We start from the raw sequence: 20,766 nt of genomic DNA, 5'->3' as shown, positions 1-20,766 counted from the left end.
CCTTCGCGCGGCTAGAAGCAGTGTTCGCACAGGATACGCTCAGCCTCCGTGCGAAAGATGTTGGCTGCGTTGACGACCGCGCTCGCGTTGGCGAGCTCCGCGGTGGCCGCACCGACCGCATCCGCTGAGCCCGGTGTCGCGCCGCCCGGCGCGGTCGCACTGCCCGACGGTCCCGCGCAGGCGTGGCTGGTGGCCGACCTCGACTCCGGGCGCATTCTGGCATCGCACGATCCGAACGGGCAGCACGCGCCCGCCAGCACGATCAAGCCGCTGCTCGCCATGGTGGTACTCGACAATCTGCGGCCCGACAACTTCGCGCGCGCCAACCAGTCCCACACCGAAGTCGAATGTTCCTGCGTCGGACTGGAACCGGGTCAGGCCTACACCACCCGCCAGCTGCTGGAGGCGCTGCTGATGGTGTCGGGCAACGACGCGGCGAACATGCTGGCCGACATGCTCGGCGGAGCGCCCGCCACGGTCGCGGCGATGAACCGCAAAGCCGCAATGCTGGGCGCTCGGAGCACGAAAGCCTCGTCGCCGTCCGGGCTCGACGGACCGGGCTGGGAGTCGATCACCACTCCCTACGACCTCGCGGTGATTTACCGTGCGGCGCTTGCCTATCCGCTGATCGCCCAGATCTTCCAGGAGCGGTCGGCGCAGTTTCCCGGTAAGACCATCACCGCCCAGAACGAGCTGCTGACCCGCTATCCCGGCGCCATCGCGGGCAAAACCGGCTTCACGAACCTCGCCCGCCACACCTTCGTCGCCGCCGCCCAGCGGGGCAACCGCCGGCTGGTCGTGGTGGAGATGTTTGGCCAGGGCGATCTGTACGGTCAGGCCATCGGGCTGTTCGACTGGGGTTTCGCGCAGCCTTAGCGGCCTACTTGCCCATCACCTCGGCGGGCGGCGGGCACGCGTCATGGTCCTGCAAAGCCTCACCGTGGCCGCCGCCGGCATTGGCGGGGTCGATGCTTGATGTCGCCGGCCGAGCGGCTCCGGCACGTCCCGCGAGCAGGACGACGCCTTCCCGTCCGTCGTCGCCGGTCGTGCCGACGACCACCAATGTCTGGGCGCCCATGTCGTCACCGGCGGGCAAGCTGTCGGCCAGCCGCCGAAACGGGTTCTGCTCGCTGAAGTCCGCATCTCCCATCGCCATCGCCCGATACCGCTGACCGTCCAGCGGCACGGGGAAAGGCGCCCATGTCGGACCGACGCCGTCGGCGTGAGCGGTCAGCGCCTGGCGCACGTCGGCACGCACGCAGTCGATGTGAACGTGCAACTGGTTCTGTGACCGCTCCGCTGCGGAGTTGATCGCCAGGCTGAGCCAGTCGCGCGGCAACGCGCGTCCGGCCCGCTGTTCGACGAAGGACCTGGCGCGCCACGCGTCGGCAAGGTAGTTCGGTGCATCCGGAGCGAGGATCTGCGGGCTCTCGATTCCGTCGACGTGCTCGGTGGGGATCAGCAGGAACTGCGTTGCGCCGACGAGGTCCTTGAGCACCGCGTAGCCGCGCGGTCGGTCGACCAGCGCACACGGGGCGGGATCACCGTGGCTCTGCTGATCGGGTATGCACTGGCCATTCACGATGTCCCACAGTGCATTCGGGTCGGCGGCAGCCTGCGGCGTACAGGCCGCCACCGTCAGCACGGCTAGAAGCGAGCCGACGACGCGCCTGCGCCGTGCCTCAGAAGACCCGGCCACGCAACACGACCACGTCCGGGCGGTTGATGACGGCCGCGCCGGTCCGCGGGTCTTCGGCGTAGCACACCAGATCCGCGGGCGCGCCATGCTCGAGCGACGGCCTGCCCAGCCAGCCGCGGGCAGTCCAGCTCGCCGCCCCGAGCGCCTCGGTCGGTGTCATCCCGATCCGCTTCAATGCGTCGACCTCGTCGCCGATGCGGCCGTGCGCGACCATGCTGCCTGCGTCGGTGCCCGCGAAGATCGGCACTCCCGCGTCGTGCGCGGCGGCGAAGCGTGGCAGGCTCCGCTCGTAGAGGTCCCGCATGTGGCCGGCATAGACCGGATACTTCGCGGCGCCGTCGGCGATGCCGGGGAAATTCTCGAGGTTGATCAGCGTGGGCACCAAGGCCGTGCCGTGTTCGACCATCAGCGCGACGGTGTCGTCCGTCAGGCCCGTGCCGTGCTCGATGCAGTCGATGCCCGCCTTGATCAGGCCCGGCAGCGCCTCCTCGCTGAAGACATGGGCGGTGACGCGGGCGCCCTCGGCGTGCGCCGCCTCCATCGCCGCCTTGAGCACATCGTCGGACCACAGCGGTGCCAGATCGCCGGCCTCACGGTCGATCCAGTCGCCGACGAGCTTGACCCAGCCGTCGCCCCAACGCGCCTGCTCGATGACCGCGTCGGGCAATTGCGACTCGTCCTCCAACTCGATCGCGAAGCCGCGCTGGTATCGCTTCGGCCGCGCAAGATGGCGACCGTGCCGGATGATGCGGGGCAGGTCGTCGTGGGCGTCGAGGGGGCGGGTGTCTATCGGCGACCCGCAGTCGCGCAGCAGCAGCGCGCCGACCCCGCGTTCGGTCTCGGCCTGCTCGATGCACTCGTCGAGGTTGTCGATCGCGCCGTGCGGGCCGAGGCCGACGTGACAGTGCGCGTCGACGAGACCCGGCACGATCCATCCGTCGGCCCCATCGGCACCGAAGACGGTCTGCGCATCGGCGACAGGTTCGGCGCTCAGTACGCCGTCGACGACCCACCACTGGACCGGCTCTTCACCGGGCAACCCACGACCGCGTATGTGAAGGCGGGGGGATGGCATCAGTTCTTGGGAAACTTCAGCTTCGACAGGTCGATGTCGGCCAGCCCCGGCGGCAACTCGTCGAGACCCTTCGGCATGTTGGACAGGTCGGGGAAGCCCTCAGGCACGCCTGCGCCGAACGGGCTCCTCACCTTCGGCGGCGTCGGACCCCGTCCGCCCTTCTTGCCCTTCTTCTTGCTCTTCGCACTCTTGCGCGAAGAACCCTTGCGCCCGAACGGCATTCCCATCTGGCCTGCCATCTGCGACATCATCTTGCGGGCCTCGAAGAACCGGTCGACGAGCTGATTGACCTCCGAGACCGTCACACCGGAACCGTTGGCGATGCGCAGCCGTCGGGACGCGTTGATGATCTTCGGGTCCTCGCGTTCCTGCGGCGTCATGCCGCGGATGATGGCCTGCACCCTGTCGAGCTGGCTGTCGTCGACGGCGGCCAGCGCGTCCTTCATCTGCCCCGCACCGGGCAGCATGCCGAGCAGATTGCCGATCGGCCCCATCTTGCGGATCGCCAGCATCTGTTCGAGGAAGTCCTCGAGCGTCAGTTCGCCCGAGCCGATCTTGGCGGCGGCCGCCTCGGCCTGCTGCGCGTCGAAGACCTGCTCGGCCTGCTCGATGAGGGTCAGCACGTCACCCATGCCGAGGATGCGGCCGGCCATCCGGTCGGGGTGGAAGACGTCGAAGTCGTCGAGCTTCTCGCCTGCGGAGGCGAACAGGATCGGCACGCCGGTGACCTCGCGCACCGACAACGCGGCACCGCCACGGGCGTCGCCGTCCAGCTTGGTCAGCACGACACCGGTGAAGCCGACGCCCTCGCGGAACGCCTCGGCGGTGGTGACCGCGTCCTGGCCGATCATCGCGTCGACGACGAACAGCACCTCGTCGGGGTCGACGGCCTCGCGGATCGAGGCGGCCTGCGCCATCAGCTCGTCGTCGATGCCGAGCCGGCCTGCGGTGTCGACGATGACCACGTCGAAGTGCCTGGCCCGAGCCTCGGCGAGGCCGTCCGAGGCCACCTTGACCGGATCACCGGGGCCCGCGTCGGCGGCTCCTGCGGCCGACGCGCCTGGGTGCGGCGCGAAGACCTCGACACCCGCCTGGCCACCGACGATCTGCAGCTGGTTCACCGCGCCGGGACGCTGCAGATCGCACGCGACCAGTAGCGGCGTATGGCCTTGCCCGCGAAGCCATTTCGCGATCTTTCCGGCCAATGTGGTCTTACCGGAGCCCTGCAGGCCCGCGAGCATCACCACGGTCGGCGGCGTCTTGGCGAACGCCAGCTGGCGGGTCTGGCCGCCGAGGATGCCGACAAGCTCCTCGTTGACGATCTTGACGACCTGTTGGGCCGGGTTCAGCGCGGCGGACACCTCGGCGCCCCGTGAGCGCTCCTTGATGCGGGCGACGAACTCGCGCACCACGGGCAGCGAGACGTCGGCCTCCAGCAGCGCCAGCCGGATCTCGCGGGTGGTGGCGTCGATGTCGGCGTCGGTCAACCGCCCCTTGCCGCGCAGCCCGGAGAGGACACCGGTCAACCGGTCGGACAGGGATTCAAACACGAGAGCCAGCCTAGCGGGACTCGGTCATCGGGCAGCAGCGAGCCGCTGACCGGCGATACGGGCACATGAACGCAACGTGGCGTGGCAGACGGTCACGTCCCAATCGCCGGCCCTTCGACGACACGAGCACCGCAGTAGTCAGGGGGTGACCAGCACAATTGCAGTGGCTGAGTACCGAGTGCCAAGCGTCGGCAGGTCGCGAGGATCGATGTGGCGAACCGTTGTGTTCGCATCGATCGGGAGGAGAAGCGCCATGCTCAAGAAACTGCTCGCAGTCCTCGGCCTTGGTCGCGGCCGTGTCTGCCCCATTGGCCGGGGTCTCATGGGCCGACCAGCCAGACGACCCGGGCGGGGGCGCAGGCGGTGTGCCGGGGCGCAACGGCGGCCGTCCAATAGGCCAGGACCTCGCTTCGGTTCGCGAGATCGCAAAGGATCTGGGGTACACGAACGTGCCGCATTTCTTGCGAGACGGCCTGGGGTTCCGAAGCCCTGGAGATATCGTCAGCGACGCCGCGCACGGCGAACTGCCCTGAGTTCCTCGCAAGTCGAGTGTGCGGGCCGCTCATTACCGACGCTTCAGCTGGCTTCCGACACCGGTTTCGCCGGCGGCGGGGCAGGCAGCACCGTGTACAGGTCCTGTTCCAGCTCGTCGCGAACGGCGGCGGCATCGCCCTCGGCCGTGATGCCGAACAGGTCGACGACCGATGAACCCAGCGTGGTGACTTTCGCCCATGCGATGTCGACGCCGTCGCGTTCGAACACGGCGGTCAGCCGCGCCAGCAGACCGGTGCGGTCGGTGGACCGGATCTGCACCACCAGTTCGCCGGGCGCCGCACCGTCGGTCCACAGGATTCGCGGCGGCGCGGCGGCGTGGGCGATGGGCACGGCGGCGAGCACCTCACCCGCCCGCGTCGTGCCGTGCTGCGCGGCGTCGCGGTCACGCCGGTCCAATGACGCCAGTACGTCGAGTTCGCCATCCAGGGCGACGATGAGCTGCTGGCGCAGCAGTTCGGCCGCGGGCGGAGTGCCGAAATGCGGTGAGACGACGAAGGTGTTGATCGCCGCGCCCTCGTGGCCGTTGACCGATGCCGAATGCACCCGAAGCGAGTTCAGGGCCAGCACACCGGCGGCCTTCGACAGCAGCCCGCGCCGATCCGGCGCGATCATCGTCAGGTGGTAAATGTGCGGGCTGTCCCCCGGCGTCATCTCGACGTGCACGCCCACCGTCGCCGCCAGCGAAAGGTAGTGCGGATCAATGGGATCGGGACGCGGCAGCTCTTCGCCGGCCATCACCAACCGGCAGCGCCGCACCAGGTCGCCGATCAGCGATGCCTTCCAGTCCCCCCACACACCGGGACCGGTGGCCAGCGAGTCGGCCTCGGCCAGCACGTGCAGCAACTCGAGCAGGACCGTATCGCCTTCCAGCGCGTCGACGACCGCTTCGATGGTCTTCGCGTCCTGCAGGTCGCGGCGAGTCGCCGTGTGCGGCAGGAGCAGGTGATGCCGCACCACCTTGGAGAGCAGTTCGATGTCCGACGGCCACAGCCCGAGCCGGGTGCCGATCTGGATGGCGAGTTCGGCCCCGATGACGCTGTGGTCTCCACCCCGGCCCTTGCCGATGTCGTGGCAGAGCGCACCGAGCAACAGAAGATCGGGCCGCGAGACGCGAGTCGTGAAAGCGCTTGCACGCGAGACCGTTTCGACGAGATGCCGGTCCACGGTCCAGATGTGCACGACGTCGCGCGGCGGCAGGTCGCGCACGGCGCCCCACTCCGGGAACAGCCTGCCCCACAGGCCGGTTCGGTCGAGCGCCTCGATGGTGGCCACCGCGGCGGGTCCGGCGGCCAGCATCACCAGCAGGTCCTTGAGTGCCTGCGCCGGCCATGGGGTGCGCAGTTCGGGGGCGGTTTCGCCGAGCCGGGCCAACGTGGATGCCGCCATCGGCAGACCGGTGGCCGCCGACGCCGAAGCCACCCGCAGGATGAGGCCGGGATCGCGCTCGGGACGCGCGTCACGGGCCAGGATGACCTCGCCGCCGAATTCGATGACACCTTCGTCCAGCGGTCGGCGCACCGGCCGCCGGAGCGCGGCGAAACCGCGGCGCGGCAAGGCGTTGGCAGCGGTGCGCAACCCGGCGTCGACGTAGAAGCTGATCGTGCGGGCGGCGTCGGACAGGGTGCGAGCCAGATCGAAGCGGTCGCCGATCCGCAGTGCCGCGCCGATCTCGTCGGCGTGCTGGGCCAGCACGAGTTCCCGGCCGCGGCCCGATACGCGGTGCAACTCGGTGCGAACGTTGAGCAGGGCCAGGTGCGCCTCTCCGAGGGTGCCGGTCGGTGAGGCCAGCGATCGGCTCGGGTACACGTCGGCGAGCTGGGCGATCGCAAGCGCGTTCAGCAGCTGCACGTCGCGCAGACCGCCGCGGCCTGTCTTCAGGTCAGGTTCGGCACGGTGGGCGATCTGGCCGCTGCGTTGCCACCGCTGCTTGGTGTGCTCGACGAGGTCGTCGAAGCGCGAGGCGATTCCGGTGCGCCACTGCCGCCGTGCTCCACCCACCAGTAGCGACGAAAGGTCGGAGTCACCCGCGATATGACGCACCTCCAACATCGCCAGCCCGGCCGAGATGTCCTGTGCCGCAACCTTCATTGCCTCGGCAACGGTTCTGACGCTGTGGTCGAGCCGAATATTGGCGTCCCACAACGGGTACCACAGACCCTCGGCGACCTCGCTGACGCGCTTCTTACCCACGTTGTCGTGCAACAGCATCAGGTCGAGATCGGAGTACGGCAACAGTTCCCGCCGACCGAGGCCTCCGGTCGCGACGATGGCGAAGCCGCTGGTGTCGGTGATCCCGATTTGGGCCGCCTTCGTCGACAGCCAGAACTCGTGCAGATCGAGCAAAGCGTCGCGCAGCGCCGCGGCATCCAGGTGGTGCGAGCCCGACAGCAGCTTCTCGCACGCGGCTTTGAGGTCGGTGGCGGCCTTCGGCGAGACCGCCGCCGGAACCCCCGATGCGGAGGCGCCGGCGGCGGAATGTGGTTTCTGCTCTGTCATTTCGGTGTCCTCCCCCGGCCGCTTACCATTTAACGCTCACAGTTCAAGGCCGGGAGACGACGCCTCACTTGACTGGCTACAGGGCGTCGGACCCCCGCTCGCCGGTGCGGACCCGGACCACGGTGTCGACCGGGCTCACCCACACCTTGCCGTCGCCGATCTTGCCGGTGCGCGCGGCCTGCACGATCACGTCCACCACCTTGTCGACGGCGGAGTCGTCGATAAGCACCTCGATGCGCACCTTGGGCACGAAGTCAACGGAGTACTCCGCGCCGCGGTACACCTCGGTGTGGCCCTTCTGGCGTCCGTAGCCCTGCACCTCGCTGACGGTCATTCCGAGAATTCCGGTCTGCTCGAGTCCGGTCTTGACGTCTTCGAGCGTGAACGGCTTGACGATCGCAGTAATCAGCTTCATGTTCCTCATTCCTCCGAGAGACCGCGACCGAGGACCGTACTGCCGCCACCGACAGCCGCAAGGTCATATCCGGTTTCGGCATGTTCGGACTCGTCGATGCCGTCCACTTCTTCTTCTTCGCTAAGGCGCAGGCCAATCGTGAATTTCAGGATGTACGCCAAGATAGTCGTAACGATGAACGAGTACGCGAGAACCGCGAACGCCCCCACGGCCTGACGCCAGAGCTGGTCGAATCCGCCTCCGTAGAACAAGCCCTTCACGGCAGCGGGTGCCTCTGGCGCCGCCAGAAAACCGATCAGCAAGGTGCCCGTGAGACCACCGACCATGTGCACGCCGACGACGTCAAGCGCGTCATCGAAGCCGAACTTGAACTTCAGCCCGACGGCCAGCGCACAAATCGCCCCGCCGAGGGCACCGACCACAAGTGCGCCGAGGACGTTGACAGACGAACAGGACGGCGTGATCGCCACGAGGCCGGCCACGATGCCCGAGGCCGCACCCAGCGAAGTGGGACGACCGTCGCGGATTTTCTCGACGAGAAGCCAGGCGAGCATGGCGGTCGCGGTGGCCACTGTCGTGGTCACGAACGTCGACGCCGCGGTTCCGTTCGAGCTCAAGGCCGAACCCGCGTTGAACCCGTACCAGCCGAACCACAGGAGACCGGCACCCAGCATCACGAACGGCAGGTTGTGCGGCCGCATCGGAGTGGTGGGCCACCCCTTGCGCCGACCGAGCACGAGACACAGCGCCAGACCCGCGGCACCGGAGTTGATGTGGACCGCGGTGCCGCCGGCGAAGTCGATTGCCTTGAGCTTGTTGGCGATCCAGCCGCCCGTCTCGCCCGTGAACCCGTCGAAGGCGAAAACCCAGTGTGCGATCGGGAAATACACGAACGTCGCCCACAAGCCCGCGAAGACCAGCCACGAGCCGAACTTGAGGCGATCGGCGACAGCACCGGAGACCAGCGCGACGGTGATGATCGCGAACATCAACTGGAACATGACGAAGACGAGCTGCGGGATCGTCCCGGCGAGCGGGATGTTGACGGCGGCGGCCGCCTCGACTCCTGCCGAGGGATCAGCAACGACCGCAGCGGCGGCATTGCCGCCGATCAGACCCTTCAGACCCCAGTACTGCGTCGGGTTACCGAACAGGTTGGCGACGTCATTTCCGAACGACAGCGAGTAGCCGTACAGCACCCACAGGACGGTCACCACGCCCATAGCGCTGATGCTCATCATCAACATGTTGAGCACGCCCTTGGCGCGCACCATGCCGCCATAGAAGAACGCCAGGCCTGGCGTCATCAGCAGCACGAGGGCTGAACTCGTCAGCATCCATGCTGTATCCCCGGTGTCGGGGATACCCATTAACGGGAATCCGTCCACTCGCAGTTTCCTCCTTCGACAAGGCTGGGCCGCAAAGGTTTCACGACCGATGACCTGGCCAAGACAATGCTGAGTGGTTGTTTCGTCTAAGACGCCTTGGCGTTTCGCTCGTGTGAACGGATACGCCGGTTACGTTTCGCCGGTGTTACATCGCGCGTTTTTGACGTGCTTTCGTTAACCGAGGAGTGCGTCGACGAACGCGCCGGGCTCGAACGGGGCGAGATCGTCGGGGCCTTCGCCCAGGCCGACGAGTTTGACCGGGACACCCAATTCCTGTTGCACGCGGAACACGATTCCGCCCTTTGCTGTGCCGTCGAGTTTGGTCAGCACCACCCCGGTGATGTCGACGACGTCAGCGAACACGCGCGCCTGCGCGAGCCCGTTCTGCCCGATCGTGGCGTCGAGCACCAGCAGCACCTCGTCGACCGCCGCGCGCCTGCTCACCACGCGCTTGACCTTGCCGAGTTCGTCCATCAGCCCTGTCTTGGTGTGCAACCGCCCCGCGGTGTCGATCAGGACCACGTCGGCGCCGACGTCGATGCCCGTGTCGACGGCGTCGAACGCCACCGACGCGGGGTCGGCACCCTCGGCGCCGCGCACCACCTGCGCGCCCACCCGCGATGCCCAGGCCTGCAGCTGGTCGGCCGCGGCCGCGCGGAAGGTGTCCGCGGCGCCGAGCACCACCCTGCGCCCGTCGGCGACCAGCACGCGGGCCAGCTTGCCGACCGTAGTGGTCTTGCCGGTGCCGTTCACCCCGACGACCAGCAGCACCGACGGATGGTCGTCGTGCGGCAGCGCCCTGACCGAGCGGTCGAGCTGCGGGTGCAGTTCGGAGACCAGCACCTCGCGCAGCACCGCGCGGGCATCCGATTCGGTACGGACCCGGCCGCTGGCGAGCCGCTCACGCAGGGCGGCCACGACCGACTCGGTGACGACCGGCCCCAGATCCGCGATCAGCAGCGTGTCCTCGACTGCCTCCCAGGAGTCCTCGTCGAGGTCGCCGCCGCCGAGCAGGCCGAGCATGCTGCGGCCCAGCGCGTTCTGCGATTTGGCCAGCCGCCCGCGTAGCCGCTCCAGGCGGCCGTCAGTCGGTGCGATGGCGTCGATATCTGGTGCGACAGGCTCGACAGGCGCGGCAGGCGCTTCTGCGTCCACCTCCGCGGCGGGCGGCTCAGCGGGCGGGGCGGGCGGTTCGGGCAGTCGCACGTCCGCGATGGGGCGTTTGGGCGCATCACGCGGGATGGTGGCGTCGTCGCCGACGGCGGGCAGACCACTGGTGTCAAGGCGCTCCGGTGGCGCCTCGGCGGGCGGCGGGGCCGTGGCAGGCGCTGACGATTGTGTGAACGTGATGCCTGAAGAGGCCGTATACCCGCCGGACCGGTCGACCGGTGTGGCAGTGTCTGTGCTGGTGGACGAGTCGAGCCTGATCTTGCCGCGGCGTGATCGGAGGAGGCCGAACACCACGACAGCAGCGACGAGCAGAACGGCGATGACCGCGATTGCGATCCACAGACCTTCGGACACGGTGTCATTGTCCCAACATGGGTAATCGGTGACGATGCACCCCGGTGATGCGGACGTGAGGAGCGAAACGATCAACGGCATGGAGTCGCGTAAGGCCAAGCACATCGACGTGTGCCTGACCGAAGCAGTGGACTACCAGACGGTGACGACCCGCCTCGAGCGCGTCGCACTGCCCTACAACGCATTGACCCGGACGAATCTGGGTGCGATCGACCTGCACACCGAATTCCTCGGCGTGCGGTTGGAGGCGCCGGTGCTGATCGGGGCGATGACGGGCGGCGCCGAACTCTCCGGTGTCATCAACCGCAACCTGGCCGCCGCCGCCGAGAAGCTCGGCGTCGGCATGATGCTCGGCTCGCAGCGCATCATGCTCGGCGACGATGTCGCGTCGGCGAGCTTCACGGTCCGCGACGTGGCGCCAGACGCGTTGCTGATCGGGAACATCGGCCTGGCCCAGCTGTCCGACGAGCTGGTGCCCGACCTCGTCGAAGCACTCGACCGTGTCGGCGCCAATGCGCTTGCGGTACATACAAATCCACTGCAGGAGGCCATGCAGCACGAGGGCGACACCGACTTCTCCGGCTCTGTCGAGCGGCTTCGCGACGTCGCTCGCTCCATCAGTTATCCGGTGATGCTCAAAGAGGTCGGCCACGGCATCGGGGCGGCCGCCGCCGCGGAACTGGTGGACTGCCCGATCGCGGCGGTCGACGTCGCGGGGGCCGGTGGCACCTCGTGGGCGCGTGTCGAGCAGTACGTCCGCTATGGCGAGATCCGCCATCCCGAGTTGGCCGAGTGGGGCATCCCGACCGCCCAGGCGCTGCAGGAGGTGCGCCAGACGCTGCCCGGCGTGTCGCTGGTCGCCTCCGGCGGCATCCGCACCGGCATGGACGCCGCCAAGGCCCTTGCAATGGGAGCCGACGTCGTCGCGGTGGCACGTCCGCTGCTCGGGCCCGCGATCGAATCGACTGCGGCCGTGGTGGATTGGCTGGCGAACTTCATCGCCGAGCTGCAGATCTGTCTGCACGGTTGCGGCGCGGCCGACCTGGCGGCGCTACGCCGCCGCGGCGTCACACCCGCACCCTGACGACGCCGAAACTCACGTTTGGGCGCAATAGTGCGAGTAGTTCGCGCCAAAACGTCGATATCGGCGAAGCGCGTCAGCCCGCGGTGACCAGCTCCTGGCCGCGCATGCGCTGTGAGATCACCGCGGTGATGCCGTCGTCGCGCATCGTCACGCCGTACAGCGCGTCGGCGACCTCCATCGTCGGCTTCTGGTGGGTGATGACGATCAGCTGCGACCGTTCCCGCAGCTGCTCGAACAGTCCGATCAGCCTGCGCAGGTTGACATCGTCGAGGGCCGCTTCCACCTCGTCCATGACGTAGAACGGTGACGGCCGCGCCCGGAAGATCGCCACCAGCATCGCGACCGCGGTCAGTGCCTTCTCGCCGCCGGACAGCAGCGACAGCCGCTTGATCTTCTTGCCCGGAGGGCGTGCTTCCACCTCGATGCCGGTGGTCAGCATGTCGTTGGGATCGGTGAGCAGCAGCCTGCCCTCGCCGCCGGGGAACAACGTCGAAAACACCTGCTGGAACTCGCGTTCCACATCTACGAACGCCTCCGTGAAGACCTGCAGGATGCGGGTGTCGACGTCGGTGATGACGTCGAGCAGATCCTTGCGGGCCCCCTTGACGTCCTCCAGCTGGGTGGACAGGAAGTTGTAGCGCTCCTCGAGCGCGGCGAACTCCTCGAGCGCCAACGGGTTGACGCGACCGAGCTCGTTGAGTTCGCGTTCGGCCTTCTTCGCCCTGCGTTCCTGCGTCGGCCGGTCGAACGGCATCGGGGCGGGCGCGGTGACCTGCTCGCCCCGTTCGCGGGCCTGCTCGTACTCGGCAATCTCGAGCTCGGACGGCGGCAGCGGCACCTCCGGCCCGTACTCGGCGATCAGATCGGCGGTGGCCATCCCGAACTGGTCGAGCACCTGCTGTTCGAGTTGCTCGATCCGCAGTGCCGCTTGGGCTTTGGCGACCTCGTCGCGGTGCAGCGCCTCGGTTACCGCGGCGATCTTCCTCGTGAACTCGGTGACCTGCTCGCGCACCTTCGCCAATGCGTCGATGCGTTGATGACGTTCGTCGGCCAGCGCGTCGCGACGACGGGACGCCACCCCCACCGTTGAGTGCAGTGCCTGCGCGAGGCCGCGGCCGGACTCGGCGACCGCCGCCGCGACGGCCGCGGCGTGTTCGCGAGCCTCTCGCGCCCGCTGCGCCCGCAGCCTGGCCTCCCTTTCGGCCGCCGCCGCGCGGCGCAGTGAATCCGTCCGTCCGCGAACAGCATTCGCCCGCTCTTCGGCCGTGCGGACGGCAAGGCGGGCCTCCACCTCGGCGGCCCGGGCGGCCTCGGCCGCTGCGACCGTCTGCTGGCGTTCTGCGGGTGCGGCATCGAAGAGCGGCGCCTGCTCGGCGTTGTGCAGCCGCTGCTCGAGCGCCGTGAGCTCCTCGACCGTCTGCACCCGACCGGTCTCCAGCTCGTCGCGCCGCCGGATCAGCCGCTGCCACTCCTCGTCGGCCGTGCGGGCGTCCTGGCCGAGCCTGCCGAGCTGTTCGTAGATGGCAGAGATCGCGGCGTCGGACTCGTTGAGCGCGGCGAGCGCCTGCTCGGCGGCGTCCTGGCGGGCCTTCTGCTCGGCGAGCGCACCGGCCAGCGCCGCGCTCAGCTCGCTGGTCCGCTTCTCCGCACCGGCCAGCTCGGAGCGGGCCTTCTCCACCTCGGAGGTGATCTCGAGGGTGCTGGGCTTGCGGTCCGATCCGCCGCTGACCCAGCCGGCGCCGACGAGATCGCCGTCGGCGGTGACGGCACGCAGTTGCGGGCGCGCCGCGACGAGGTCCAATGCCGCAGACAGGTCGCCCACCACCGCGACGCCGGACAGCATCGCCGTGAGGGCACCGCGCAGCCGCGACGGCATGTCCACCAGATCGGTCGCCCAGAGTGCGCCATCGGGTGGCGGCCCGGCCGGTGCAGGCACCTCGACGGGCCAGTCGCCGAGCACGATCGCCGCGCGGCCGCCGTCGGACGCCTTGAGCGCCGCTACGGCCGAACGCGCGGCGCCGAAGCTCTCGGCGGCGACGGCGTCGGCGGCCGCACCCAGCACCGCCGCGACCGCCGCCTCGTAGCCGGGACGCACCCTGACCAGATTCGCCACTGAGCCGAAAAGCCCTGCGCCGGAATGGTTTCGCTGCAGCCACGCCGCACCGTCCTTGCGGTCGAGCCCGACCGCAAGTGCATCGATGCGGGCGCGCAGCGACGCCACATGGCGCTCGGCGCTCCGCTCACCGGACTGAAGTTCTGCGACCCGTTCGTCGGCGAGTCGCAGCGCGGTGACGGTGCGGTCGTGGTGCTCATCGAGACCCACCTCGCCTGCGTCGAGCTCGCGGACGCGGCCCTGCACCGTCTCGAACTCGGCCCGGGACTGCTGCGCGCGGGCGCCTGCCTCCTCGATGTTCTCGGTCAGGCGCGCGACGGTCTCGTCGATCGACTCGACACGGGTGCGCATGGTGTCGACCTGGCCGGCCAGACGGGCCAGCCCTTCGCGGCGGTCAGCTTCGGCACGCACGGCGGCCACATGTGCGCGTTCGGCGTCGGCGGCGACGCGCTCGCGTTCGGTCAGCTCCTCGCGGGCCTCGGTCAGCCGCTCACGGGATTCGGCCAGCGCGCCGAGCAGCTGCTGCTCGTGTGCGGCGACCTCGTCGGCCTCGGCCTCCAGCGCCTCCGGATCGGCCCCGCTGGATGTCTCCGGCTCGGTGTCGAGGTGCTGGGCGCGCTCGCTGGCGATGCGGACGGTCGCGCTGACCCGTTCGGCGAGGGCGGACAACCGGAACCAGCTCTGCTGGGCGGCCTCGGCGCGCTCACTCAGGCCCGCGACCGCCGATTCGTGGGCGTCGAGTTCGACGGTGGCGGTCTCAAGGCGGGTGGTCATCTCGTCGTGCTCGCGGCGCAGCGATGTCTCGGCCTGGTTCGTGTCGTCGAATTCACCTTTGCGGGCGACGAGGTCGTCGGCGGCCAGCCGCAGCCGGGCGTCGCGCAGGTCGGCCTGGATGGTCTGGGCGCGGCGCGCCATCTCAGCCTGCCTGCCGAGCGGCTTGAGCTGGCGGCGCAATTCGGTGGTGAGATCCGTCAGCCGGGCCAGGTTGGCCGACATCGAGTCGAGCTTGCGGACCGCTTTCTCTTTGCGCTTGCGGTGCTTGAGCACACCCGCGGCCTCTTCGATGAATGAGCGCCGGTCCTCCGGACGGGACTCGAGGATCTCCGAGAGCTTGCCCTGGCCGACGATGACGTGCATCTCGCGGCCGATGCCCGAGTCGCTCAGCAGTTCCTGCACATCCATCAAACGGCAACTGCTGCCGTTGATTTCGTACTCGCTGCCGCCGTCGCGGAACATCCGCCGGGTGATCGACACCTCGGAGTACTCGATCGGCAGCGAACTGTCGGAATTGTCGATCGTGACGGTGACCTCGGCGCGGCCCAGCGGCGGTCGCGACGACGTGCCTGCAAAGATGACGTCTTCCATCTTGCCGCCGCGCAGTGTCTTGGCGCCCTGCTCGCCCATTACCCATGTGAGCGCGTCGACCACGTTCGACTTGCCAGAACCGTTGGGTCCGACGACACAGGTGATGCCCGGTTCGAAGCGAAGAGTCGTCGGCGAAGCAAAGGACTTGAAGCCCTTCAGCGTCAGACTCTTGAGGTGCACGATGGGCCACACTACAGCCGCGAGGGCTATCGCTCGGTGAAGCCCGTGATCGCGTCGCCGACTTCTGACCAATCGGCGACCACTTTCTGGACGCGACCCGGTGTCTTGCCGCCTTCCAGCAGGTCAAGCAGGCGCTGGCAGCTCTCGCGGGGGCCCTGGGCGACGACCTGGACCCGCCCGTCGGGCCGGTTGGACGCGAACCCGGTAAGCCCCAGTTCCATGGCCCGCGACCGGGTCCACCACCGGAATCCGACCCCCTGCACGGAGCCGTGGACCCAGGCCGTCAGTCGAACGTCAGCTAACTCCTGCATCACTAACCTCAAACGTCACTTCAGTCCCGGATTTCAGGGTGCGGCCCACCGTGCACACCTGGTCGATCGCCCTTTGCACGACGGTGAGTACCCTCGCCACCTCGTCTTCCGGCAGCGCGGACAGGTCGAGTTCCATCCGCTCTTCAAGGAGCGGGTAGCGCTCCTGCTCGCGGTCGGCGGCGCCGGACACCTTGATCGTCGCCTTGTAGTCCTCGCCCAGCCGGCGCTGCAGCGGGGCGTCGCTGGCCATGCCGCTGCACGCGGCGAGCGCGATCTTCAGCAGCTCGCCGGGGGTGAACACACCCTCGACGTCCTCGTTGCCGACAAGCACCTCGGCGCCCCGCGTGCTGCGCCCGGTGTAGCGGCGCACGCCGGTGCGTTCGACCCACAGTTCCGTCATGGCTTATTTGTACAACGGGTCCCGAGCCGGTATTCCGGCCGACCAACCCCGCGACCGTGCGTGTCTGAGCCCGACACGCCGCGATTTGTCGGCATTCTGCGCACGCTGGCTACGGATCGACAGTGCGCGACGGCCATCGCCAATTGCCATCGCATCCTCAACGGGCCGCATGAGTCGTCACGAGCGTGCACGAAATGCCGAAAGTGCGCGGCGTGTTGTGGACAGACACGCCCGCTCGCGGGGCGAACCCGGGGTCACCCGCAAAGCTCGCGGGGAATTCAGCTGCGGCGGACTCGCGGACGAGGCTGGCATTTGGGGCAATAGAACGACGAGCGGTTCATGAACTTCTCCCGCCGCATCACCGCGCCGCAGCGCCTGCACGGCTCGCCTTCGCGGCCGTAGGCGTCCAGCGACCGCTCGAAGTAGCCCGACTCGCCGTTGACGTTGACATACAACGAGTCGAACGACGTACCGCCCTGGCCAAGCGCGTCGGTCATCACCTCCGCAGCGGCGTCCAGCAGCTCACCGAGCTGCTTGCGGGTCAGCGACGACGCCGGCCGATTGCCGTTGATCTTGACGCGCCACAGCGCCTCGTCGGCGTAGATGTTGCCGATACCCGACACCACGGTCTGATCCAGCAGTTGCCGCTTGATCTCGGAATGCTTGCGCCGCAACACCGTAACGACGCCATCGCGATTGAACTTCGGATCCAGCGGATCGCGCGCGATATGGGCGACCGGCACCGGCACGTCCGTCCCGTCGACGGTGACCATGTCGGTCAGCATCCATCCGCCGAACGTCCGCTGGTCGACGAAGCTCAGCGTCGTCCCGTCGTCGAGCAGCGCCGCGATCCGCAGGTGCCCCTCGTTGGGCACCGGTCCCAGCAGCATCTGCCCGCTCATGCCCAGATGTACGACCAACGCGGTTTCGTCTGCTCCTCGCCCAAGAGGCTCGTCGGTTTCGTCTGCTCCTCGCCCAAGAGGCTCGTCGGCTTCGCCGAGCGTCAACCACAGATACTTGCCGCGCCGACCCGTTCCGGTAATGTGCGAATTCAACAGCCGCGCAGTCAGATCCGCGGGTCCGGCCTCGTGCCGACGCACAGCGCGGAGATGGTGCACGCGCACGGCGGTGATCGTCTTGCCCGCCACATGTGCTTCCAGTCCCCGCCGTACGACCTCTACCTCGGGAAGTTCAGGCATCGACGTTCGAGGCGGAAAGTGACGTCCACGCGGCCGCGGCGGCCTTCAACTCCGCTTCCTTCTTGGTGCGGCCGACTCCCCTGCCGTACTCGATGTTCATCACGACGACCGTCGCGGTGAACTCCTTGTCGTGGTCGGGTCCGGTGGCCGTCACCGCATAGGACGGCGCACCCATGCCGCGTGCCGCGGTCAGCTCCTGCAGGCTGCTCTTCCAGTCCAGACCCGCGCCAAGCGTCGGCGCCGTCTCTATCAAGGAGCTGAACAACCGCAGGATCACCTCGCGTGCGACTGACAGGCCATGCTCGAGATAGATTGCGCCCAGCAGCGATTCGACTCCGTCGGCCAAAATGCTCGCCTTGCCCGCGCCGCCGGAGTTCTCCTCGCCCTTGCCCAGTAACAGGTGGGCGCCCAGTCCGCCGTCGGACAGCGTGCGGCCGACATCGGCCAGCGCCTGGGTGTTGACGATACTCGCGCGCAGCTTGGCGAGATCGCCCTCCGAGGAATCGGGATGCCGGTGGTAGAGCTCGTCGGTGATGGTCAGGCCGAGAACCGCGTCGCCGAGAAACTCCAGCCGCTCGTTGGTCGGCAGCCCGCCGTTCTCGTAGGAGTAGCTGCGGTGTGTCAGCGCCATCGTGAGCAGCTCGTCGGGCAGCTCGACTCCGAGGGCCTCGACAAGTGCGGCGCGCTCACCCGTCACTTGTCATCGTTCTCCAGCATCGACCCGAGCTTCGCCCAGCGCGGATCGATCGTCTCGTGACGATGCCCGGGCTCTGCCGTCGACATCGGGATGCCGCAGTCAGGGCACAGCCCTTGGCAATCCGGCCCGCACAGCGGCGAGAACGGCAACGCCAGTCCGACCGCATCGACGATCGGCTGCTCGAGATCGACGGAATTGTCGACGACGTGGCCGACCTCGTCGGCCTCCGTGGTCGCCTCCGTGGTGCTGTCGGGATAGGCGAATAGCTCGGTGAGGTCGATTTCGACGTGTCCGGTGATCGGTGTCAGGCAGCGGGCGCACTCGCCGGTGGTCGGCGCCGACATCGTTCCGGTGACGAGGGCACCTTCGGATACCGACTGGATCCGCAGGTCCAGTTCGAGGGGCGCGCCTTCATCGATCGCCACCAACTCGACCCCGATGCGCATCGGGCTGGGCACCGTTTCCTGGACGGTCATCATCGACCCCGGCCGCCGGCCGAGCCGAGCGATGTTGATGACGAGCGGCGAGCGGGATCTACGTTGCGTCGCCATACCTCGATGGTACGGCGACGCCCTCGACCGGTGAGCGCGGCTAACGGGTCACGTAGTCGTGGGTGCCTGCGGCGGTGCGCAACTGGTGGCGCCCGCGGCCCACCGAGCGGATCGTTCCGTTGAGGAACTCCTCGAACTCTGCGAGCTTGCTGTCGACGTAGATGTCGCATTCGCCGCGCAGCCGGTCGGCCTCGGCATGGGCCGTGTCGATCAGACGGGCGGCCTCGGCGTTTGCCGCCTGGACGGTTTCGGTCTGCGACACCAGGCGTTGCTGCTCCTTGATGCCCTCCTGGACGGCCTTCTCGTAGGAGAGGTTGCCGCTCTCGATCAGGCGGTCCGCCTCGGCCTTCGCCCGGCCCGCGCTCGCCTCGTATTCGCGCTTGGCCGTCGCGCTGACGCGGGCGGCTTCCTCACGGGCCTCACCGACCATCCGCTCGCTGTGCTGGCGGGCCTCGGCGACCATCCGGTCGGCCTGTGACTTGGCGTCGGCCAGCAGCCGGTCGGCCTCGGCACGCGCGTGGTTGATCATCGAGTCGGCCTCGGCGTTGGCCGTCGCCACCATCGAACCGGAATGGTCCTTGGCCTCGTTGAGCAGTTGGTCACGCGCGTCCAGCACGTCCTGCGCGTCGTCGAGTTCGCCGGGGATCGCGTCCTTGATGTCGTCGATCAACTCGAGCACATCGCCGCGGGGCACGACACAACCTGCCGTCATCGGGACGCCGCGGGCCTCTTCGACGATCGCGCCCAACTCATCAAGCGCTTCAAATACTCGGTACACGGCACACCCTCCAGGCGTAGTTGTTGTTACCAGTGTGCCTGGTGTTACCTCTGTGACTATGCTAGCGCCGCCGGTGTGTCGCCGGTCGGCATCCAGCTGCCCCACCCCAGGCCGGTCAACTATCGGCTGACTTCGTATCGGCAACATTATGTCAATGGCCGCACAAATGGCATATCGGGCAATGACAAAGACCGCCCGAGGACTTTAAGCGCCTGGGCGGTCTTTGCTTGCTCAACGAATTCGCTAGGAAACGGCCTGCTTTATCAGGTCGCGAGCCCGATCGAGCATCGATGCGAATGGGCCCACCGCGAAATTCATCTTCGCCGACTCCACACCTGGGTGCGGACGGGTCGGCGCAATGGCCTCGGCGGCTTGCAGTGCTTTCGCCATCCGGCTCAAGTCGTCAGCGTCGAGCTGCCGCTTCAATTTGTTGAATTCCTCCGTTTCCTCGTGTTCGGCGTGCTCGATCACGGCCTCGCGGAACGTGGTGAGTTCGGTGAGGAACTCTTTGGAGCCGACGTCCATTTTCTCGAGCTTCGACAACTGCTCTTTGGCCTCGTGCTCTTCGGCGAGCCGGGCGTCGACGACGGCGTCGCCATCGCTGAGTTCGTTCCGCGCGCGCGGGTGCACCACCATCTCCTCGGCGGTCTCATGCACCGCCAGCAGCTGGCGAAGGTCAGTGAACGCCTTGTCGCGTCCCTCGTCGCTGGATGCGGCCAACACTTCTTCGAACAGATCCTTGATCAGGTTGTGCTGATCGGTGAGGAATCTGACTGCGTCATCGGTTGACTGGACGAATGTCTCGACCATAGGAAATACACCTCCGAATTGTCCTTGGCTTGTTTTGGGCGCCGATGGCTGTCGCGCCACCTACCGGCTACCCGAGGAGGCCGGTGATTAACCCTTGAGCTTGTCGCGCAGCCGCACGTTGACCGCCTCGGGCAGCAGCTCGGAGACGTTGCCGCCAAGCGATGCCACCTCCTTGGCCAGCGACGACGATACGAACGAGTACTTCGGCGTGGTGGCGACGAAGAACGTGTCCACCCCCGCGATGTGTTTGTTCATCTGCGCCATCTGCAGCTCGTATTCGAAGTCGGTGCCGGTGCGCAGCCCCTTCACGATCGCGGTCAACCTGCGGGCCTTCACGAAGTCGACGACCAGGCCCTGACCGGCCTCCGCCCGAAGGTTCTGCAGATGCTCCGTCGACTCCTCGATCATCGCGATGCGTTCGTCGACGTCGAACATGCCCTTCTTGTTCGGGTTGACCAGCACGGCGACCACGACTTCGTCGAACTGGGCTGCCGCGCGCTCGAAGATGTCGATGTGGCCAAGCGTCACCGGATCGAAGGATCCCGGGCATACCGCGCCGCTCATGGATCACGACGC

Annotated in this window: 19 protein-coding genes; 3 read left to right on the top strand and 16 right to left on the bottom strand. The window is 67.8% G+C overall.

Annotated elements, in window-relative coordinates:
* Window positions 1-48: 48 nt before the first annotated feature.
* Complete coding sequence (locus QOC76_RS17185; protein ID WP_526358444.1) at window positions 49-876, top strand: D-alanyl-D-alanine carboxypeptidase family protein; 828 nt, start codon at window positions 49-51, stop codon at window positions 874-876.
* Between the two features lie 4 nt (window positions 877-880).
* On the opposite strand, the gene QOC76_RS17180 is transcribed toward QOC76_RS17185, so the two are convergent.
* The 3 genes from QOC76_RS17180 to ffh are packed head-to-tail and all read right to left on the bottom strand — an operon-like array spanning window position 881 to window position 4,324.
* Window positions 881-1,699: a CDP-diacylglycerol pyrophosphatase gene (locus QOC76_RS17180; RefSeq protein ID WP_526358442.1), complete on the bottom strand. Its 819-nt coding sequence runs from the start codon at window positions 1,697-1,699 to the stop codon at window positions 881-883.
* Complete coding sequence (locus QOC76_RS17175; protein ID WP_526358440.1) at window positions 1,683-2,774, bottom strand: metal-dependent hydrolase family protein; 1,092 nt, start codon at window positions 2,772-2,774, stop codon at window positions 1,683-1,685. Before QOC76_RS17175 ends, QOC76_RS17180 begins: the two co-directional genes overlap by 17 nt.
* A complete protein-coding gene (gene ffh / locus QOC76_RS17170; protein WP_526358438.1) occupies window positions 2,774-4,324 on the bottom strand; it encodes a signal recognition particle protein in 1,551 nt (516 codons plus the stop codon). The genes QOC76_RS17175 and ffh overlap by 1 nt, the downstream gene beginning before the upstream one ends.
* A 296-nt stretch (window positions 4,325-4,620) precedes the next feature.
* Here ffh and QOC76_RS17165 point away from each other — a divergent pair, with 296 nt between their 5' ends.
* Window positions 4,621-4,857 carry a hypothetical protein gene (locus QOC76_RS17165; protein ID WP_526358436.1) on the top strand — a complete coding sequence of 79 codons (237 nt, stop codon included), beginning with the start codon at window positions 4,621-4,623 and terminating at the stop codon, window positions 4,855-4,857.
* 43 nt (window positions 4,858-4,900) lie between these two features.
* Here QOC76_RS17165 and QOC76_RS17160 read toward each other — a convergent pair whose 3' ends face one another.
* The 4 genes from QOC76_RS17160 to ftsY all read right to left on the bottom strand — a co-directional run bounded on the left by QOC76_RS17160 (window position 4,901) and on the right by ftsY (window position 10,702).
* Entirely contained in the window at window positions 4,901-7,375 is a 2,475-nt protein-coding gene (locus QOC76_RS17160; RefSeq protein ID WP_526358434.1) for a [protein-PII] uridylyltransferase, read from the bottom strand.
* Between the two features lie 76 nt (window positions 7,376-7,451).
* Window positions 7,452-7,790 carry a P-II family nitrogen regulator gene (locus tag QOC76_RS17155; protein WP_526358432.1) on the bottom strand — a complete coding sequence of 113 codons (339 nt, stop codon included), beginning with the start codon at window positions 7,788-7,790 and terminating at the stop codon, window positions 7,452-7,454.
* 5 nt (window positions 7,791-7,795) lie between these two features.
* Complete coding sequence (locus tag QOC76_RS17150) at window positions 7,796-9,178, bottom strand: ammonium transporter (RefSeq protein ID WP_526358430.1); 1,383 nt, start codon at window positions 9,176-9,178, stop codon at window positions 7,796-7,798.
* Window positions 9,179-9,352: 174 nt separating this feature from the next.
* Window positions 9,353-10,702 (bottom strand): signal recognition particle-docking protein FtsY, encoded by a 1,350-nt coding sequence (ftsY, locus tag QOC76_RS17145; protein WP_526358428.1) that lies wholly within the window; start codon window positions 10,700-10,702, stop codon window positions 9,353-9,355.
* 79 nt (window positions 10,703-10,781) lie between these two features.
* On the opposite strand from ftsY, the gene fni reads away from it, so the two are divergent.
* On the top strand, window positions 10,782-11,786 hold the full coding sequence (gene fni, locus QOC76_RS17140) for a type 2 isopentenyl-diphosphate Delta-isomerase (RefSeq protein WP_526358494.1): 1,005 nt from the start codon (window positions 10,782-10,784) through the stop codon (window positions 11,784-11,786).
* A gap of 73 nt (window positions 11,787-11,859) precedes the next feature.
* On the opposite strand, the gene smc is transcribed toward fni, so the two are convergent.
* From smc to coaD, 9 genes are all read right to left on the bottom strand, one after another.
* Window positions 11,860-15,444, bottom strand: a complete 3,585-nt coding sequence (smc, locus tag QOC76_RS17135) for a chromosome segregation protein SMC (protein WP_526358426.1) — start codon at window positions 15,442-15,444, stop codon at window positions 11,860-11,862.
* 26 nt (window positions 15,445-15,470) lie between these two features.
* Window positions 15,471-15,755 carry an acylphosphatase gene (locus QOC76_RS17130; protein ID WP_526358424.1) on the bottom strand — a complete coding sequence of 95 codons (285 nt, stop codon included), beginning with the start codon at window positions 15,753-15,755 and terminating at the stop codon, window positions 15,471-15,473.
* Entirely contained in the window at window positions 15,739-16,155 is a 417-nt protein-coding gene (locus QOC76_RS17125) for an OsmC family protein (RefSeq protein WP_526358422.1), read from the bottom strand. Before QOC76_RS17125 ends, QOC76_RS17130 begins: the two co-directional genes overlap by 17 nt.
* Before the next feature lie 278 nt (window positions 16,156-16,433).
* A complete protein-coding gene (mutM, locus tag QOC76_RS17120) occupies window positions 16,434-17,354 on the bottom strand; it encodes a bifunctional DNA-formamidopyrimidine glycosylase/DNA-(apurinic or apyrimidinic site) lyase (RefSeq protein ID WP_526358420.1) in 921 nt (306 codons plus the stop codon).
* Window positions 17,347-18,051: a ribonuclease III gene (gene rnc, locus QOC76_RS17115; RefSeq protein ID WP_526358418.1), complete on the bottom strand. Its 705-nt coding sequence runs from the start codon at window positions 18,049-18,051 to the stop codon at window positions 17,347-17,349. The genes mutM and rnc overlap by 8 nt, the downstream gene beginning before the upstream one ends.
* Entirely contained in the window at window positions 18,048-18,602 is a 555-nt protein-coding gene (locus tag QOC76_RS17110; RefSeq protein ID WP_526358416.1) for a YceD family protein, read from the bottom strand. The genes rnc and QOC76_RS17110 overlap by 4 nt, the downstream gene beginning before the upstream one ends.
* 40 nt (window positions 18,603-18,642) lie before the next feature.
* Entirely contained in the window at window positions 18,643-19,380 is a 738-nt protein-coding gene (gene sepIVA / locus QOC76_RS17105; protein WP_526358414.1) for a cell division protein SepIVA, read from the bottom strand.
* Window positions 19,381-19,623: 243 nt separating this feature from the next.
* Window positions 19,624-20,190 carry a hemerythrin domain-containing protein gene (locus tag QOC76_RS17100; RefSeq protein ID WP_526358412.1) on the bottom strand — a complete coding sequence of 189 codons (567 nt, stop codon included), beginning with the start codon at window positions 20,188-20,190 and terminating at the stop codon, window positions 19,624-19,626.
* Window positions 20,191-20,277: 87 nt separating this feature from the next.
* Complete coding sequence (gene coaD, locus QOC76_RS17095) at window positions 20,278-20,754, bottom strand: pantetheine-phosphate adenylyltransferase (protein ID WP_526358410.1); 477 nt, start codon at window positions 20,752-20,754, stop codon at window positions 20,278-20,280.
* Between the last annotated feature and the right edge of the window lie 12 nt (window positions 20,755-20,766).

This window comes from Mycobacterium sp. (genome assembly GCF_032159565.1).
Classification (GTDB): domain Bacteria; phylum Actinomycetota; class Actinomycetes; order Mycobacteriales; family Mycobacteriaceae; genus Mycobacterium.
This window is presented reverse-complemented; position numbering and strand designations above follow the sequence as displayed.